The 17,916-nt window shown below is 33.8% G+C and carries 19 protein-coding genes; 7 read left to right on the top strand and 12 right to left on the bottom strand.

The features are described from left to right. Window positions 1-164: 164 nt before the first annotated feature. The 4 genes from MKX45_RS04115 to MKX45_RS04100 all read right to left on the bottom strand — a co-directional run bounded on the left by MKX45_RS04115 (window position 165) and on the right by MKX45_RS04100 (window position 4,823). Entirely contained in the window at window positions 165-758 is a 594-nt protein-coding gene (locus MKX45_RS04115; protein ID WP_010905446.1) for a lipoprotein BA_5634 family protein, read from the bottom strand. Between the two features lie 149 nt (window positions 759-907). Then, complete coding sequence (locus tag MKX45_RS04110) at window positions 908-1,933, bottom strand: YdcF family protein (RefSeq protein WP_340816827.1); 1,026 nt, start codon at window positions 1,931-1,933, stop codon at window positions 908-910. Window positions 1,934-2,039: 106 nt separating this feature from the next. Continuing rightward, entirely contained in the window at window positions 2,040-2,483 is a 444-nt protein-coding gene (locus tag MKX45_RS04105; protein ID WP_003130515.1) for a GNAT family N-acetyltransferase, read from the bottom strand. Window positions 2,484-2,495: 12 nt separating this feature from the next. Beyond that, on the bottom strand, window positions 2,496-4,823 hold the full coding sequence (locus MKX45_RS04100; RefSeq protein ID WP_023189441.1) for a cation-translocating P-type ATPase: 2,328 nt from the start codon (window positions 4,821-4,823) through the stop codon (window positions 2,496-2,498). A 197-nt stretch (window positions 4,824-5,020) separates the two neighbouring features. Here MKX45_RS04100 and MKX45_RS04095 point away from each other — a divergent pair, with 197 nt between their 5' ends. From MKX45_RS04095 to yidC, 6 genes are all read left to right on the top strand, one after another. After that, window positions 5,021-5,206 carry a 2-hydroxymuconate tautomerase gene (locus MKX45_RS04095; RefSeq protein ID WP_003130513.1) on the top strand — a complete coding sequence of 62 codons (186 nt, stop codon included), beginning with the start codon at window positions 5,021-5,023 and terminating at the stop codon, window positions 5,204-5,206. 145 nt (window positions 5,207-5,351) lie between these two features. Continuing rightward, window positions 5,352-6,047 (top strand): phosphopantothenate--cysteine ligase, encoded by a 696-nt coding sequence (locus tag MKX45_RS04090; protein WP_195918704.1) that lies wholly within the window; start codon window positions 5,352-5,354, stop codon window positions 6,045-6,047. Continuing rightward, the gene (coaC, locus tag MKX45_RS04085) at window positions 6,040-6,576 is read left to right on the top strand and encodes a phosphopantothenoylcysteine decarboxylase (RefSeq protein ID WP_340816826.1); all 537 of its coding nucleotides are present in this window, start codon (window positions 6,040-6,042) and stop codon (window positions 6,574-6,576) included. Before MKX45_RS04090 ends, coaC begins: the two co-directional genes overlap by 8 nt. A 16-nt stretch (window positions 6,577-6,592) precedes the next feature. Next, entirely contained in the window at window positions 6,593-7,183 is a 591-nt protein-coding gene (locus MKX45_RS04080) for an ECF transporter S component (protein ID WP_003130510.1), read from the top strand. Between the two features lie 95 nt (window positions 7,184-7,278). Then, window positions 7,279-8,037 carry an HAD-IIB family hydrolase gene (locus MKX45_RS04075; RefSeq protein WP_003130508.1) on the top strand — a complete coding sequence of 253 codons (759 nt, stop codon included), beginning with the start codon at window positions 7,279-7,281 and terminating at the stop codon, window positions 8,035-8,037. 174 nt (window positions 8,038-8,211) lie between these two features. Further along, window positions 8,212-9,174, top strand: a complete 963-nt coding sequence (gene yidC, locus MKX45_RS04070; RefSeq protein WP_003130506.1) for a membrane protein insertase YidC — start codon at window positions 8,212-8,214, stop codon at window positions 9,172-9,174. A 124-nt stretch (window positions 9,175-9,298) separates the two neighbouring features. Here yidC and MKX45_RS04065 read toward each other — a convergent pair whose 3' ends face one another. The 4 genes from MKX45_RS04065 to fabI all read right to left on the bottom strand — a co-directional run bounded on the left by MKX45_RS04065 (window position 9,299) and on the right by fabI (window position 12,331). Further along, window positions 9,299-10,219, bottom strand: a complete 921-nt coding sequence (locus tag MKX45_RS04065) for an ABC transporter permease (protein WP_012897292.1) — start codon at window positions 10,217-10,219, stop codon at window positions 9,299-9,301. Further along, window positions 10,200-10,841, bottom strand: a complete 642-nt coding sequence (locus tag MKX45_RS04060; RefSeq protein WP_012897291.1) for an ATP-binding cassette domain-containing protein — start codon at window positions 10,839-10,841, stop codon at window positions 10,200-10,202. The genes MKX45_RS04065 and MKX45_RS04060 overlap by 20 nt, the downstream gene beginning before the upstream one ends. Window positions 10,842-10,909: 68 nt before the next feature. Further along, window positions 10,910-11,317: a hypothetical protein gene (locus tag MKX45_RS04055; RefSeq protein WP_003130500.1), complete on the bottom strand. Its 408-nt coding sequence runs from the start codon at window positions 11,315-11,317 to the stop codon at window positions 10,910-10,912. A gap of 261 nt (window positions 11,318-11,578) precedes the next feature. After that, on the bottom strand, window positions 11,579-12,331 hold the full coding sequence (gene fabI, locus MKX45_RS04050) for an enoyl-ACP reductase FabI (RefSeq protein WP_012897290.1): 753 nt from the start codon (window positions 12,329-12,331) through the stop codon (window positions 11,579-11,581). 276 nt (window positions 12,332-12,607) lie between these two features. On the opposite strand from fabI, the gene fabZ reads away from it, so the two are divergent. Continuing rightward, complete coding sequence (gene fabZ / locus MKX45_RS04045; RefSeq protein WP_003130498.1) at window positions 12,608-13,063, top strand: 3-hydroxyacyl-ACP dehydratase FabZ; 456 nt, start codon at window positions 12,608-12,610, stop codon at window positions 13,061-13,063. 67 nt (window positions 13,064-13,130) lie between these two features. On the opposite strand, the gene MKX45_RS04040 is transcribed toward fabZ, so the two are convergent. The 4 genes from MKX45_RS04040 to MKX45_RS04025 all read right to left on the bottom strand — a co-directional run bounded on the left by MKX45_RS04040 (window position 13,131) and on the right by MKX45_RS04025 (window position 17,819). After that, entirely contained in the window at window positions 13,131-14,249 is a 1,119-nt protein-coding gene (locus MKX45_RS04040) for a M20 family metallopeptidase (protein WP_012897289.1), read from the bottom strand. A 14-nt stretch (window positions 14,250-14,263) separates the two neighbouring features. Continuing rightward, window positions 14,264-15,073, bottom strand: a complete 810-nt coding sequence (locus MKX45_RS04035) for an ABC transporter substrate-binding protein (protein ID WP_074453851.1) — start codon at window positions 15,071-15,073, stop codon at window positions 14,264-14,266. Between the two features lie 195 nt (window positions 15,074-15,268). Then, entirely contained in the window at window positions 15,269-17,347 is a 2,079-nt protein-coding gene (uvrB, locus tag MKX45_RS04030; RefSeq protein WP_340816825.1) for an excinuclease ABC subunit UvrB, read from the bottom strand. 10 nt (window positions 17,348-17,357) lie between these two features. Continuing rightward, the gene (locus tag MKX45_RS04025; protein WP_306171264.1) at window positions 17,358-17,819 is read right to left on the bottom strand and encodes an RNA pyrophosphohydrolase; all 462 of its coding nucleotides are present in this window, start codon (window positions 17,817-17,819) and stop codon (window positions 17,358-17,360) included. Between the last annotated feature and the right edge of the window lie 97 nt (window positions 17,820-17,916).

Below are 17,916 nucleotides of genomic sequence, written 5' to 3'. Positions count from 1 at the left end.
TTGATTACTATACTTATATTATTACATAAATAGTGAGTCAAGCTGTCTTATTCGCTTGATAACTTTATAACTTAGTATAATCATCTTTAATTTGTTAAAAAATAAAAATGTCACTGGAAAAATTTCCAGTAACATTTTATAAGAGTTATTTTTAGTAGTTTTTATTATTTGTAAGGGAATATCTGTGAGGGAATTGAACCACTCGTAATGTAGCTTTTAAGGACTTTATCAGCATCTCGTTTTTCTTTTATTACACTTACAAATTTAGCTTTTGCATCAAATTTTTGATAATCTTCATCATTAAGAATCAATAGCTTAGAAGTAGCACTGTATTCTCCTAGAACAATATATTTTGTACTTTTAGGTTTCACTGACTGTCCTTTATCATCAGTTATTGTTTTATCTTCCTTTCCTGTCCACAAAGCTGGCTCGGCTGATAAGTTTTCTACTGTCTTAAATTTAAACTTGTCTCCTTTTTTGGTTACGTTATTAAAAACTTTTTCATTTATTAATTTATTAGCAGCTTGAGTATTCAAGACTAAGACATCTGATTTTGAACTGTATTTACCTTCTACAGTTAAACTTTTATCAATATATTTTTTATTATTCTCTAATATAGTATCTGCTTCATCCTTATTATCACTATACATGATTATACCGTGAACATGAGCAAAATTTTTTTTGAAAAAGTCATAACCGAGAAATCCGGTAATGGCAATTGGTACTATGATAATTAGCGCTATTAGTATTTTCTTCATTCTATATCTTTCCTTTTTTTCTTTTTACAATTTAGCTACTCTTTCATTCTAACATCAAGTCCGATGCCTCCTTCTTACATTTTTGTAATGAAAAAATGAGTACTAAAAACCTCAAGAAAGAGATTATTTCTTGAGGTTTGCTAACTTTTTTAAATAGGAAGAAGGGAAATAATGATGAATAGTAAGACACCTCCCAATACACTAAAAAGAATAATTTTTCTATGTAGAAGTAATGCGATATATTCACGAATTAAGGCCGTAGGTAAGAAATAAAGTGCTGTGGGTGCCCCTACTCCTTGGGCTTTTAATTTTACTCTTTGCGCATATAAACTTCCTCTGAGAACATGATAATTATTGGTTGAAAAAATGATTGAAGGGGGCATTTTTTTATCTGACCAATCCTCATTAATTATCCTTTTAGAAAATAACATGTTCTCATAAGTAGTGGTGGATTTATCTTCAAAAAGAATTTGATGATTAGGAATTTTTTGTGAGTGGAGGTATTTTCGCATGGCGAAGGCTTCTGATACAGGCTCATCCGCCCCCTGTCCGCCACTAACAACAAATTTGGCTGTAGGATTTTTCTGGTAATATTCAATTCCTTTGTCCAATCGACTCTTTAACAAGGGTGGAACTTCTTCACTTCTAACACCTGAACCCAAAATGATAATATAATCTATCTTTTTTTGTAAAGGAATCATTTGGCTCATCCATGAATATAAAATATAGGCTGCAAACAAAAAACAGAGAATTATATCAATAAGTAAAATATAAAGAAGAATGTACCAGATTATTTGTGGTATTGTTTTTGTTGAAAATGTGAATAACATAAAGAGTGCTGGAAAGGCAATAAGCAAATTTAAGCCAAATAGAGCAGATAATTTTGCAGTGGCACTTTTACCTTCTTTAGTTCTCATTGTTTTTGAGTTAAAAATGAAATATCCACAGACCAATAAAAATATTAAGGGAAGGATTCCATAAGCAATGATCAAGGTTGCAAAATCACCCGACGGAAGATAAAGATAAATAAGGTATAATAATTCAAAAAACAGAGAGGCTAGGCTCAATATCAAACCTGAGGCTAAAAAAATTCCTCCTATTATACTTCGTTTATTGATTTTTAATCTTAGCAGGCCAATTAGCATGATAATCAGGGAAATTATTAAAAAAGCCATTCAAACTCCCTGGGTTTAATCTATTCTATTATAACATAGCCTTCTATCCTAATCTCTTCACGTGTATTAAAAAAATCCCACTGTTCAAATGTGAGATTTTTGATTATTAACCCAAATGCATAAAAAGAATTGGATATTGATTTCCTTGTTCGTCAATTGGATTTCTTTTATAAACTTTAAAGCCTAAATGCTCATAAAATCCTTTGGCTTGCGGATTTTGCTCATTCACTACAAGTTCATTTACCGAATAGTTTTTTATTGCTTCTTCAAGCAACTTTCTACCGAGTCCTTTTTTCATGCGATTAGGGCTAATAAACAACATTTCAAGTTTCTCACCAACAATTCCCATAAAAGCAATTGGTTTTTCATTATCGTCAAATTCCACAATTAAATGTTCGATAGCTTTAAGAGCTTGCGGGACATATTGTTTTATATCTTCAATTTCTTTAACTGACAGAAAAGAATGTGTTTCTTTAACTGAATTTTCCCATAAACTTATCAATTCTTCTATGAGTTCTTTATTTCTCATATCTTTATTTATTTCTTTCATTTTAATCCTTTCTTATTTGAAAAACTTTTTTAATAGTGAATCAAAATTTCTAAATAGTGATTCTGAAAATAGTGAGAGTAAGGCAACCAGAACAAAACTATCCAAAGAAATTTTGCTGATAGAGAAGAGGGAATTGAACATGAAACCTGAGATAATTATCCCAACAATATTAAAAATGATAATTCCCATTTTAAAACGGTTGAGTGGTGCACTGATTTTAGTTAAAATCATAAATCCAACAACAGCTAGTAAGATAACTGCTGAAGTTGAAATTTCTGATGCCGTCAATTTGAAGGCAGCTCCAGCAATAACGACTCCTAAAACGGCCGTAATTTCAGTCAAGCTGGCTGGTAATGCTTTTAAGATAACATTTTTAATAAAATCTTTTTCAATTCGTTTGTCATTTTCTTCTAAAGAGAGTAAGAATCCCGGAATCCCAATGGTGAATAAACTGATAAGTGAAAGTTGTGAAGCTTGTAAGGGATAGGTGAAGACAAAGATTGCTGAGATAATTGCCAAGATGATTGAAAAGAGATTTTTTACAAGGAAAAGAATGGCTGAACGTTGGACGTTATTGACGACTCGACGTCCTTCTGTGACTACTTGTGTCATATGCCCAAAATCTGAATCTAATAAGACAACTTGTGCAACTTGGGTCGCGGCATCACTTCCGGAAGCCATGGCAATGCTACAATCAGCACTTTTCATGGCTAAAATATCATTAACACCATCTCCGGTCATTGCGACAGTATGATCTTTACGTTTGAGGGCTTGAACGAGACGGCGTTTTTGGTCAGGTGTCACACGCCCAAAAACAGTATATGATTCAACCGCTTGGTCTAAATCTTCTTTCGTTTTCAATAAATTTGCATCAATGAAACGTTCAGCTCCAGTAATTCCTGCTCTTTTTGCAACTGCCGACACGGTTTGAGGGTTATCACCTGAAATAACTTTGATATTGACTCCTTGCTCTGCAAAGTAGTTAAAAGTCGATTTAGCATTTTCTCTGATGGGATTGGCTAACACAACGTAGCCAAGTGCGTAAGCCCCCAAATTAAGTTGGTCATAAATTTTTTCTTTTGTTCCCGCTAAAACTAGGACACGAAAGCCTTCTTCTAAGAGATGATTGATTTCAGAGCTAATTTTTTCATAAGTTTTCCCTAAAACAATTTCTGGTGCTCCTAAAAGATAACTTTCATTTTCAAAACAAACAGCACTATATTTTACTTTTGATGAAAATGGAATAATTTTTTTAACGCCGGTCATTTGATTTTGAAGGTCACCTTTTGCAAGCATAAACTCTCGAATTGCCTTCATGGTATCATTGTCATCAGTATTTGCTGAGATGTAGTCAGATAAAAGAGACATAAATTTCGCTTCGCTTATGTTACTACTTGGGCTAACAAATACTTGCTCAACTGACATTCTGGGTTCTGTGATTGTTCCTGTTTTATCAACACATAGAACGTCTACACGCGCTAAGGACTCAATACTTTTCATATTGTGCAATAGCACTTGATTACGAGCCAATTTCACACTACTGAGCGTTAAGGCAATGGTTGTTAAAAGATACAACCCCTCTGGAATCATTCCGATAACCGCTGCCACCATTGCTACAACACTGGTTTGAAGTGTATTATGATTGACAAAGTAATTTTGGGTAAATAAAATGACTGCTATCGGAAGAATAATAAAGCTGACCCACTTTAATAATTTATTGAGGGCCCGTAACATCTCAGAGTCTTCGCCATGGTCAACCAATTTGGCTTGTTCTGTTAATTTGGAAATGTAGGAATCTTTTCCGACTTTTTCCAAAATGACTTTGGCTTCTCCTGACACAACAAAACTTCCTGACAGAAGTTTGTTATCAACATTTTTTTCAATTTCGTCAGCTTCACCTGTCAAAAGTGATTCATTGACAAAAATACTTCCTTCGACAATGCGAGCGTCAGCGACAATTTGATTTCCTGTTTTAAGAATAATAATATCTTCTTCAACCAAATCATCTGAAGCAATTTTTTCTTGTTGACCATTCCTTATCACTGTGGATTGCGGAGCGTGCAGGAGAGTCATTTGGTCCAAATATCGTTTGGCTTTGATTTCTTGATAAATTCCGACAATTGTATTAATGACAATTATTGGAAGGAAAATAAGCTGATTCCATGCTTGAACTAAACTGATTAGAATCGCAATGACTGCAAATATTAAGTTGAAAAATGTAAAAGTATTTCGTTTTACAATTTCCCAAACAGGACGATCCGTCTCATCTATATTTTTATTTATCTTCCCTTGGCGAATCCGTTCTTCAACCTCAAAACTTGTTAATCCTTTTAAAGACATATTTTTTACTCTCTATTTCTTCTCAATTTCAATTTTTGATTTCAATTATATAGTATTTTTAAGAATACTTTGTTTTATCTTAACATAGTTCTGAGAAGTCCTGCAAACGGTAAAAATGTTATTTTTGATTCGTTAAACTTTTTTCTATTTAAATATGATAAAATATGCTCATAATCATATAGAAAAGAGAATTTATTATGCCATATGTCCATGTTGAACTTTTTGAAGGTCGTACAGTTGAGCAAAAAGCTATAATTGCTAAAGAAATTACTGAATCAATTTCTAAACATGCTGGAGCACCTACTTCAGCAATTCATGTCATCTTTAATGACCTTCCAGAAGGAATGCTCTATCAAGGCGGAGAAATGAAAAAGAAGAAATAAGTTTTCATTTGAGCCAATCAAAGCTGTCAGTAATTGATGGCTTTTTTATTTAAGCTGTGAGTAAATTTTTAGTAAATAAACTTCTCTTGAAAAAATATTTTTATTAGGATAAAATGAAAGCAACTCTAAAAGAAACTGGTGAAAAATGAAAGTTTTGATTACTTCTGGTGGAACAACGGAACCTATTGACAACGTTCGTGGCATCAGTAATTTTGCAACAGGAAGTCTCGGAAAAGTGACTGCTGAAAATTTTTTAAATGCTGGTCATGAAGTCTATTTATTAGCTGGACTTCAGGCTAAACTTCCTGAATTTACTGACAGAATGACCTATATTCCGATTGAAGGAACTCATGACCTTTATGAACAGATGAAAAACTTAGTCCCTGACATGGATGTTGTTATCCATAGTATGGCTGTCAGTGATTATCGTCCTATTTATATGACAGGTCTTGAAAATTTTACTGACAAGTTTTCTAAAGAGGAGCTTTTAAATTTTCGTCCTGAAAAAGTTGGGAAAATTTCTTCAAAATCTGATTATCAAATCATGCTCCTAGAAAAAACACCAAAAATTATTTCTTATATTAAAGAATGGAATCCAAATGTTTTACTTTTTGGTTTTAAATTATTGGTTGGTGTAGAAAAATCTGAGCTTCTTTCTGTGGCCAGAGAAAAGTTACTGACAAATCATGCTGATTTTATTTTAGCGAATGATTTAGAAAATATTCATGGAAATGATCATCAAGCATTTTTGGTCAGTAAAAATCATGAAATTACTTTAAAAACAAAGGCTGAAATTGCTGACAGACTTTTAAAAACCTCGGAGGAATTAAAAAATGACTAAAATTACACTTGCGGTAACAGGTTCAATTGCAGCTTACAAAGCAGCAGATTTAACTTCTTTACTGACAAAAGAGGGATATGATGTGACAGTTTTAATGACAAAAAGCGCTACTCAGTTCATCACTCCTTTAACTCTACAAGTTTTGTCCAAAAATAAGGTTCACTTGGATATTATGGACGAAGAACGTCCTGAATTGGTTAATCATATTGATTTAGCTAAAAATACTGAGCTTTTCCTTGTGGCACCTGCAACTGCTGATACAATTAGCCGTTTGGCGCAGGGCCGAGCTGATGATATTGTCACTTCTGTAGCCCTTGCTCTTGAACCTTCTGTACCAAAATATTTTGCCCCTGCAATGAATACTAAAATGTATCAACATCCTTTGACGCAAAAAAACATTGAGATTCTTAAGAAAATAGATTATAATATGATTCAACCGAAAAAATCTTTGCTCGCTTGTGGAGATTTTGGTGAGGGAGCACTCGCCGACTTACCTGATATTCTATCGGATTTAAAAAATTCTTTATAAAATAAATGAGGTATTTATGAAAAAATCAAAAGCGTCTGATGTGGCAATCTTGTCCATTTTTATTGCAATTATGGTCGTTGTCCAACTTTTGAGTCAAATTATCTATAGCGTTTGGCCTTTACCAATCGTTCCAACTTTGCTCCATATTCCAGTAATCATTGGTTCAATTGTTCTTGGAGTTCGTAAAGGAGCATTTCTGGGTCTAGTGATGGGATTGATTAGTGTTATTAATTCAACAATCGTAACCCTACCTTCTAGCTTTATGTTTAGTCCCTTACAGCCTGTTCCTGGAACAAATCATGGTTCTATCTGGGCATTGGTTATTGCCATCGTTCCGCGTGTTCTAGTCGGAATTCTTCCTGCCCTCGTTTATCGTTTGGCACAAAATCGTTTTGGAGCTGGTTTAGCCGCTTTTGTTGGAACAGCAACTAATACACTTTTGGTTTTAAGTTTCATCTTCCTCTTCTTTCATGATGTAACCAAACAAACCTTCGGAGCTTTGCTTGCTTCAATTATCACAGGAAATTCTATTGCAGAAGTGATCATCGCTGTGATTTTAACAATGGCAATTGTCCCTGCTTTAAGTAAAGCAAGAGGCAATTCATAATTGAAAAAAAAACAATCTATTTTTATTAGATTGTTTTTTTTATTAAAAAAATGTTATAATGTAAGCGTTGATAAGAAAAAAATAGGAGAAAACTTATGAAAAAAATATTAAGTTTCGACATTGACAACACACTCAATGAACCAAAAATGCCGATTTTCCCTGAGATGGCTGAATTGTTGGCTACTTTGTCTCAAAAATATATCATTGCACCAATTTCTGGTCAAAAATATGATCAATTTTTGATTCAAATTATTAATAATTTGCCTGAATCTGCAAATCTGGATAATTTCCATTTGTTTGTTGCCCAAGGGACTCAATATTATGCTCACAAAGATGGCGAATGGAAACAGGTCTTCAATTACGCTTTAACTGATGAACAAGCTAACGCAATTATGGGTGCACTTGAAAAAGCTGCTAAAGAGCTTGGACATTGGGATGAATCTGTTCTTGCCCCTGGTGATGAAATTAATGAAAATCGTGAATCGATGATTGCTTACTCAGCAATCGGTCAAAAAGCTGGTGTTGAAGCTAAACAAGCTTGGGACCCAGACATGACAAAACGTAATGAAATTGCTAAATTGGCTAGTCAATATGCTCCAGAATTTGAATTTGAAGTTGCTGGAACAACAACTATTAACGGTTTTGTTCCAGGTCAAAATAAAGAATTTGGGATGAATCATTTGATGGAAGAACTTAATGTTACTAAAGAAGAAATTCTTTACTTTGGTGACATGACTCAACCTGGCGGAAATGATTACCCTGTTGTTCAAATGGGAATTGAAACAATCACTGTTCGTGACTGGAAAGAAACTGCAGCTATTCTAAAAGCAATTATTGCGATGGAAGAAGCTTAATTTTCCACTGATAAAAAGCTGTCACTACTGACAGCTTTTTTCTTTTGCTGACAGAAAATATTATTGAAGATTTTAAACTACAGAATGGCTTTTCATCCTTTAGTCCTATTGAAATTCATCTGAATTTTAGGTAAAATAGGTGAGTATGTTTAATTTATAGAAGGTGAACTTATATTGAAAAATTTGAAAAAGAAATTAACATTGACTGGTTTAATGACAGCCGGATTGTTATTCCTATCTGGCTGTGTTCAAACACACGTTGTTGATGGAGTCCGCGTTCCAACCGAAGCAGCTACTCATGGAATTACCTATAATTTTTTGGTTCGTCCAATGTCTGCTTTTGTTGACTTATTCGCTAATAACTTGCACATGGGTTATGGTTGGGGAATTATTTTTGTTACTCTGATTATCCGTTTTCTCATCTTGCCTTTAGGTTTGAATCAAGCCTACAAATCAACTTATATGCAAGAAAAAATGGCTTATCTTGCTCCTGTATTTGCTCCTTTGCAAGAACGACTCAAAAAAGCACAAACTCCTGAAGAAAAAATGGCAGCTCAACAAGCATTGATGGCAGCCCAAAAAGATAATGGAATTAACATGCTTTCATCAATTGGTTGCTTACCAATGTTGATTCAATGGCCTTTCTTTATCGCTCTTTATAATGCTGCAGCCTATACAACGGGAATTTCAAGTTCAACATTTTATGGGATTCCTTTAGGACATCCAAGTGTGGTCTTGGTTATTATCTCTGGGGTGCTTTACTTCATCCAAACCTGGATTTCAACTTTGTCAATGACCCCTGAACAAAAGAAATCAGGAATGGCAATGTTGATTATGAGTCCGGCAATGATTGTTGTCTTCTCATTCATGTCACCTGCTGGAGTAGCACTTTATTGGGCAGTTGGTGGTTTTGTTATTGTTATCCAACAAATCATCATTACCTTCATCATGAAACCAAGAATGCGCCGTCGTATTGATGAAGAATTTACAAAAAATCCTCCAAAAATCAATAATGAAGGTCTCAAAGATGTTACACCTACTTCTGTTCAAGAAAATTTCAAAGAAATCACAAGTGAACGCAATGAAAAGGAACGTAAATCTGGCGGACGAAATGCTGGTAAACAAAATCGTAAGTAATTTTTACTGACAAGATATAAAAAAATAAAAAGTCACTGATAAAATTTCTGTCAGTGATTTTTTTATTTATTGAATCAATAATTTCTTGTTCAGATTAAAATGAGAGTTCTGTCAGTAACTTTTCTTATATATTATAGCGTGTATGCTTAAAAAATATCAACATTCCTCCAGTAAGAATAATTAAAAGATAAGTCACAAATAGCACTAAAATAAATAAAGGAGAGATTTGGGTCATTGAAAGAGGTGGCACACCTAGATGGTTACCAAATGGTGCAAAAATATTTAATGTCATATTACTCCAATCGAAGCAACCAGTATTTGGTAAGATAAATAAATAAATCATAAAAGCACTCCCTATCAGGTTTGCTCGTTTACTGGCTAAAGTTAACGCAAAACACATCATTGCTAATGCTAATCCAATCATAAAGCTAAAAAATAGTAAATAAAAACTATCTGAATTAATAAGGGGATACAATGATTGCCCATATTCTCCAGCATTTTCAGACTTAAAGAATAAGTGTAAAATTTCACCAGAACAAGCTGCCAAACTAAAAATAAGCAAATACATTACAATTAATGATACAACTAATCCAACAGATTTTCCTAATAAAATTATCTTCCAACTCTGTTGCCCAAGTCTCCTTTTGAAGGTTCCAAATTTATAATCATAGTTTGCAACAAGTACTCCAAAGAAACCAGCAAGTAAAGAAATAATTGTCATACCATAAGCTTTAAATATGAATTGTGGAAATCCCACAAAACTGATTGCTTGGTTGGCTTGATTTAATTGCTCATAATCATAGCGAGTGGCATTATTAAGTATAGATTGATTGCCATTATTAGAAATAGAATAATCTTTATGAATATTTTTTTGAAAATTAATATCTGATTGTTTGTCCTCCATAAAAAGACTCTCAGCTCCTTTTAAATTAAGGATTGCTTGGAATGTGCCTAAAATCAATAAGCCGATTATTATTCCAAAAATTACTAGATAAATTTTGGATTTGGTAAGATAGAAAAGCTCTTTAATTAAAGTTATTTTCATAAATTTTTTTCAAACCTCCTTTATCCACCTTTAAAATTTTTTTATTTTTTATCACATATAAATCATCAATAATCTCTTCATAAAACTCAAATTGATGACCTGTTAATAAAATAATTTTCTCGTTTTTTGACCTGATAAGGTCTTCCTTAAGAATATTTAAACTCTCATAATCCAATCCATTTGTCACTTCATCCATCATCGTTAAAGAAGGTTCTAATAAGTTCCATATAATCAATGATAATCTTTTCCCTTCACCAAGAGAATAGGTTGATACCCGTTTTGACAGTCTTTCTTCTGAAAGATACCGTTGAGCTCTCTTTTCAATTGTCAATTTAGAATATCTAAAATTTGTAAAAAAAAGAATATTGTCCATTCCAGTTAGATTTTTATAGAGTTCTAAATTATCAAATAGGACATATGTATCATTATTTTTAGCTGAATTATTTATAAGGCCTTGGCTCGCATGCAGACTTCCTAAAATAAGTTTCAATAGTGTTGTCTTCCCTCTACCGTTTGGTGCCATAATAAACGAGATTTTACCCTCTGTGAAAGAAACCGTTGTATTCTCAAAAATATTTTGTGTTTTGAAATTAAAAGATAAATTTTGAATGTCAATTTCCATTTATTCTCCTTTATAAAAAATATGTACACAACTAAATTTTAATCATGTACATATTTTCACTAATATTATCAATTAAATGTAGAATAGGTCCATTGACCATTTCCAAGAATAGTTGTCCGTATATACTTATTAAAACTAACTCCCACATGTCCAAATTTTCCAGCATTTATACCTGAGCCCACAGTATATTTTCCTTGATAAATTCGTCCCCAAGAACCATTTTTATTAATAAGTGAAATTCCATTTTGAGTGACCCAGTTTGTCGGAGTAAAGCTATGAGCACTCTGAAAAGCTGTAGCTGTACTAATCGCTTTTCCATTATACTGAAAATAGACACGATCCGCCATTGTGATAATATTTAAAACAGAAATAGAAGCATTAGTTGTTTTAGTTGCCGCATTTACAGCCGGACTTAGAGCACCTGATATTCCCAGGGTGACTGCGAGAGTTACAAGAGTTTTCTTCATGAGTTTCATATTTATACCTCCATATTAAATAATTAAATTGACATTTCTTCTTTAATCCAATTTTTCTACAAAAGCAAGAGATAATCCACTATATTCAAAAATATTCTGGATAATAACAATCATTCGTTAAGATAATGATAGCGCTTTAATTGATTTGCTTCAATATATTTTTTGTTAACATTAAGTTTCTTTTGTATTACTTGAGGTCAAAAAAATACTGATTATTTTTATCAATCTCGATAAAAATAATCAGTATTTTTCTCTTTATTCTTATGTTAAATGAACACCTTTATCAACATAAACAATATCACCAATGACCCCTGAGGCAAGCGGGCTAACAAGGAAAGCGGCAGTTTGACCAACTTCATCAATTGTTACACCAACACCATCAGCTGTACGGCTGTCAGATTCTTTAATCAAATCTTTGTAACCTGAAACTCCAGAAACCGCAAGTGTTTTAATTGCTCCTGCAGAAATTCCGTTCACATGAACACCTACATGTGCCATTTCAGCAGCAAGATAACGAACTGTTGATTCAAGAGCTGCTTTAGCAATTCCCATAACATTGTAGTTAGGAATGGCACGAACTGAACCCATGTAAGTCAAAGTTACGATACCAGAACCTTTTTTAAGCAATGGTTTTGCTGCTTTAGCAACAGCAAGCAAGCTGTAAGCTGAAATATCTTGAGCAAGGGCATAACCATCGCGAGAGATATCTGTAACATTCCCACCAAGCTCTTCTTTTTTAGAGTAAGCAATGGCATGAACAAGTCCGTCAATTTTACCGACACGTGCCTCAATTGTACCAAAAGCACGGCGAATAGATTCATCAGAAGTTACATCACATTCAATGAGCAAATCTTCTGGTTCAGCCAATTTAGCTAATTGTTTTTCCATTCGTTCATTTTGGTAAGTATAAATTAATGTTGCACCTTGATCTTTCATTGCTTTAGCACAGCCCCAAGCAATAGATTTATTGTTAGCAACACCCATGATAACAATTTTTTTACCTTCTAAAAACATAAATAAAATAAGTCCTTTTCTTTAAAATAATCAGGTTTAAGCGACTAGCAAATAAAAAAAAAATAAATTTAATCACTTTACCTTTACAAGTCATATAAAAAAGTTGACACTCTCACAAGAAATTGATAATATTAATTGTAAAAGGTTTTGTATATCAAAATACTTGATACATAAAATTTTAACTTAAAAATGTTGAACTGTCAAGTTAGAGTGATGGCTCTTTTTCCCTGATTACTCGGGCTTTTCATTAATTTTTAATAAGAAAAGGAATAAAAAATGACTAAAAAATACGCTATGACTGCTACAGAAGTGATGGAAGTTATTCCGAACCGCTATCCTATCATGTTTATTGACTACGTTGATGAAATTTCTGAAAATAAAATTGTTGCAACGAAAAATGTAACGATTAACGAAGAAGTTTTTAATGGACATTTCCCTGGTAATCCAACTTTCCCTGGTGTTTTGATTCTTGAATCACTCGCTCAAGCTGGTTCAATTTTGATTCTCAAAAAAGAAGAATTTCAAGGAAAAATGGCTTATATTGGTGGAATTGATAAAGCAAAATTCCGTCAAAAAGTCACTCCTGGTGATGTAATGAAACTTGAATTTGAAATTACAAAATTCCGTGGAAAAGTAGGAACTGCTGATGCCGCAGCTTATGTTGATGGTAAAAAAGTAACCACTTGTCAGTTCACTTTCATCGTTGATGAAGCAGCTGAACAAACAAACTAAAAAAAATTTACTGACAGTCTTTGTCAGTAAATTTTTTTATTATATACAGGATTTGTCAGTAAATATCTTAACTCTCCTGCATTTTTTTAATAAAGGATTGTAAAATTTCAATATGTTCTTCCAACTTTTCAAGAATAATAGATTCATTTGCAATGTGGCATTGTTCATGCTGTCCTGGTCCAAAAACAACCGTTCTAATCCCAACATTTTCAAAAAATCCTTGATCATTAGAACCCGAAGCCGCCGTTGTTTTCGCGCCAGATAAGTCTGTCAGTAACTGAATGAATGGAGCTTGATTATCGGTCAAAGTTGATAAAACAGGTGTCACAATATCTTCATAAGTAAAATGATACTGCACAGCTAACTCACTCATGACTTGCTCAAATACCTCTTCCAATTCAGGAGTTAAACGACAGTCAACCACAAGTTCAGCGAAGTCGGCTGTTTTATTAGGAGAATTTTCATCCCCAGAGAGAATTGATGTCACTACAAAAGTTGGCAGACCAAGCTGACTATTTTTGTAAATTTTCAAGTCTTCAACGATTTGCTCAATATTTTCTAGAAAATAAGTAACCGCCCCTAAAGCGCTTTGCTGAAAATGTTCTTGTACCGAAGCATGACCAGCCTTCCCAGAAAAATGTAGCTTCATAAAATGATTTCCACGTTGCCCAATATAAATCTTCTCTAAATCAGTTGGTTCTGCAATAATGCAACAAGCTGAGTCATAGCTCCAATTTTCACTAAAATAACGAGCAAAATCTTCTGAACCCTTACCATCAAGTTCTTCGTTAGCCGTCCCCACGACCCAAATATCTTGACTTAAATCTTTACCAATAAAACTTGCAGCAGCAAGTAAGTTTCCAACATCGCCACCTTTCATATCACTCGCACCAAGTCCAAAGAGTTTTCCCTCTTCTACTCTTGCATCGGTAGGCGAAAATTTCCAGTCAGCTAAATGACCTGAAACGACAGTATCAACATGCCCAGTTAAGATAATGGCTTCTTTTTTTTGTTCTTTTTTACCTTTTGCTTTAATTTGTCCGGCGACAAAAGTTTCTTTGCGAATAACAAAATCAAATTGCTTCTCAATAAACCATTTTTCAAGAAATATTAAAATCTCTTCTTCATTTCCTGAACTTGACGGAATATTAACCAAACTTTTTAATAAGTCTACAGCTTTTTCCATAAATTTCCACCAAACTATTTATTATTTTCAGAAAGCGTGTAGTTCTTTTGAATATCTTTATTAATTTGTCCGTTCTTCAATTCTTCTTTAATGACAGAATTGACAACCTTTGTTAATTCATCTGAACCTTTAGGAAGTGCAACCGCTGAACCATAACTATCTTTTGGCGTTTTTACGTCCACATTAGCAATCGCTAAATCTGAATTAGCTGCGACGTAACTCTTAGCAATAAGATTTTCAATCACGGCTCCTTGAACCTGCCCCCCTTTGACTTCATTGATTTCATCGCCAATTTGTGGCAAGGCAATCTCTGTTGCTCCTTTGAATTGACTGGTTACAATGCCTTCTTGAGTTGACCCTTTTTGTGCCGCTACTTTTTTACCTTTGAAATCTTCTACTGAACGATATTTACTTAAATCAGATTTTTTCACAACTAAATAATTACTTGCTGTATAATATACATCTGAGAAATTGACAGATTTTTCACGACTAGGTTCTTTTGAAATTCCCGAAATCGCAATATCTGCTTTTCCTGTATTTAAACTAGCTAAAACATTGTTAAAGTCCATGCTTTCAATTTTCACTTTAACCCCTAGTTTTTTACCAATAGCATTGGCCAAATCAACATCAGAACCCACGATTGTATTCTTGCCATCTTTAATAATTTGAAATTCAAAGGGTGGATAATCTGGAGATAAAGCAACTTTCAATACGCCAGCTTTTTTTACTTTATCCACTTGATTAGTAGCCGATTTTCCATTTCCGCAAGCTGCTAATGTTGCTACTGCGGCCAAACCGACCATTCCCAATGCTAATTTTTTCATCTTCTTGTTCATCCTTAAACCTCTTTTATAAATAGAATAAGTATAATTATACATTTTAAAATTATTTTGTCAAGGATTTTTGCATATTTATATTATAATTATTTAAAAAACAAAGATTTTCAGATAAAAAATGTACTTTTATACTTAAGTAAAAATAAAAATTCACTCATTGAGTGAATTTTTATTAATTATTAATCAATCCATTGCACGTAATTCTAATACCATATCACGTAACTGAGCAGCTCCTTCAAAGTCGAGGGCGCTAGCCGCTTGTTGCATTTCTTTTTCAAGTTTTTTGACTAATGCTTTACGTTCTTTCTTAGTCATCGCACTTGCATCGACTTCTTCAATCTCACCAGACTCAGTTTTCTTAGTAATGGCAATCAAATCACGAATTTCTTTTTTGATCGTTTGAGGTGTGATTCCATGTTCTTCATTATAAGCCATTTGAATTTCACGCCGGCGGGCCGTTTCATCCATCGCATGTTTCATTGAACGCGTTATTTTATACTTTTGACCCTCGTATTCTGTATAATAACCACTATCTAAGATTTCTTTATCCGCAGGATCATTTTCATCAAGGGCTTTAGCCATATCAGAATAAAGAATAACATGGCCTTCACTATTACGTGCTGCACGACCAATGGTCTGAATCAAGCCACGCTCATTACGTAAAAATCCTTCTTTATCAGCATCCAAAATTGCTACTAAAGAAACTTCTGGCACGTCTATCCCTTCACGAAGCAAATTAATTCCCACCAGAACATCAAAGACTCCTAAACGCAAATCCCGAATAATTTCGGTTCGTTCTAATGTTTTGATATCCGAGTGCATATATTTAACTTTTATCCCCATTTCCTTGAAATAGGCAGTCAAATCTTCTGACATCTTTTTAGTCAAAGTCGTAACAAATACTCGTTCGTTTTTCTCAGCTCGTTTATGAATTTCACCAACTAAATCATCGATTTGTCCCATCATTGGTCGAACTTCTACGACAGGATCTAATAGACCTGTTGGACGAATAATTTGTTCAACAATGGTATCGGTCTGCTCCATCTCATAATCCCCAGGGGTTGCTGAAACATAAACAATTTGATGCACATGACTTTCAAATTCTTCTCTTTTTAACGGACGGTTATCGAGGGCTGAAGGCAGGCGGAATCCGTAATTACAAAGCATTTCTTTACGGGCTCTGTCACCGTTATACATCCCTTTTACTTGCCCCATTGTCATGTGTGATTCATCAATCATAATCATGAAATCATCAGGAAAGAAATCAAGCAAAGTATATGGAGGTTCGCCTTCCTCGCGCCCATCCATATGACGTGAATAGTTTTCGACCCCATTACAATAACCCATTTCACGGAGCATTTCGATATCGTAGTTGGTTCTTTGTTCTAAACGTTGAGCCTCAAGAAGTTTTCCTTCTGAGCGGAAAACTTTTAATTGTTCTTCTAATTCTGCTTCTATCTTGGCAATTGATTCTTCCATACGGTCATCATTTGTCATGAAATGTGTCGCTGGGAAAATTGCCAAATGGTCTACTTCACCTAAAACTTGTCCGGTCAAAACTTCAATTTCACGGATACGGTCAATTTCATCACCGAAAAATTCAACACGAAAGGCATGTTCATCACGAGAGGCTGGAAAAACTTCTACAACATCCCCGCGAACTCGGAAACAGCCCCGTTGAAAGTCAATATCATTTCGCTCAAATTGAATTCCTACCAAATCATTTAAAAGTTGGTCACGAGAAATTTCTTGACCTGGGCGCAATGAAACCACCGAATCTTGATACTCTTTGGGTGAACCCAATCCATAAATACAAGAAACTGAGGCCACAACAATCACATCATTACGTTCCAATAAGCTTGAGGTCGCACTATGACGCAATTTATCAATTTCATCATTGACCGAACTGTCTTTTTCAATATAGGTGTCAGAACTTGGAACATAGGCTTCGGGTTGATAATAATCATAGTAGGATACGAAATACTCAACTGCATTATTTGGAAAAAACTCTTTAAATTCACTGTATAATTGACCAGCCAGTGTTTTATTATGAGCCATAACAAGAGTAGGTTTACCTGTCCGTGCAATCACTTGACTCATGGTGTAAGTTTTCCCTGTTCCTGTTGCTCCACGTAAAATTTGAGCTTTTTCCCCATTCTCAATATTATCTACTAACTCAGCAATCGCCTCACCTTGGTCACCGGCTGGCTCATATTTTGAAACAAGTTCAAATTTATTATCTGTTATTCTTTCTATAGCCATTCTTTTTCCTTTAATTCTTTTCTATTATCTTTGAAAAATAATCTAATGCTTGATGATAAACATCATTTTTAAAGCCAAAATCCATTTTACGAATTTCAGAAAGTCCTAAAAATTGATAAGTTGAAAATTCAATTTCTTCAGGATGGCTTTCAAGATTAATTTTTGCTTCTTCATGCAATCGGACAAGAAAATAATGTTGTTCTTGGCCAGCATAAGTCCAAGTTGGAAATTTCATCTCTTTAGGAAAATCATATTTTAAAGTTCCTGGATATTGTCCAATGATTTCAAACTCTTTTGTGCCAATTTCTTCTGAGAGTTCTCGAATAATGGCTGTCTCTGGTTTTTCACCAGCTTCAATTCCACCTTGTGGGAAGCCCCAGCTCATCCCGTCTGCTCGTTTACCTAGCCAAATTTTGTTTTCTTTATTGAGAATAATGGCTGCAACATTTTGTCTGTATTCTTTCATTTTTATCCTCTTTTTAGTATTAGGTTTACTGAATTCTATAGATGTAAAATTTGTCTTATTATTAATCTTCTAATACAATTTTACCATTTTCATCGCTAAAAAT

The sequence above is a fragment of the Lactococcus sp. FSL W8-0209 genome (assembly GCF_038006585.1).
Taxonomy (GTDB): Bacteria; Bacillota; Bacilli; order Lactobacillales; family Streptococcaceae; genus Lactococcus; species Lactococcus lactis.
This window is presented reverse-complemented; position numbering and strand designations above follow the sequence as displayed.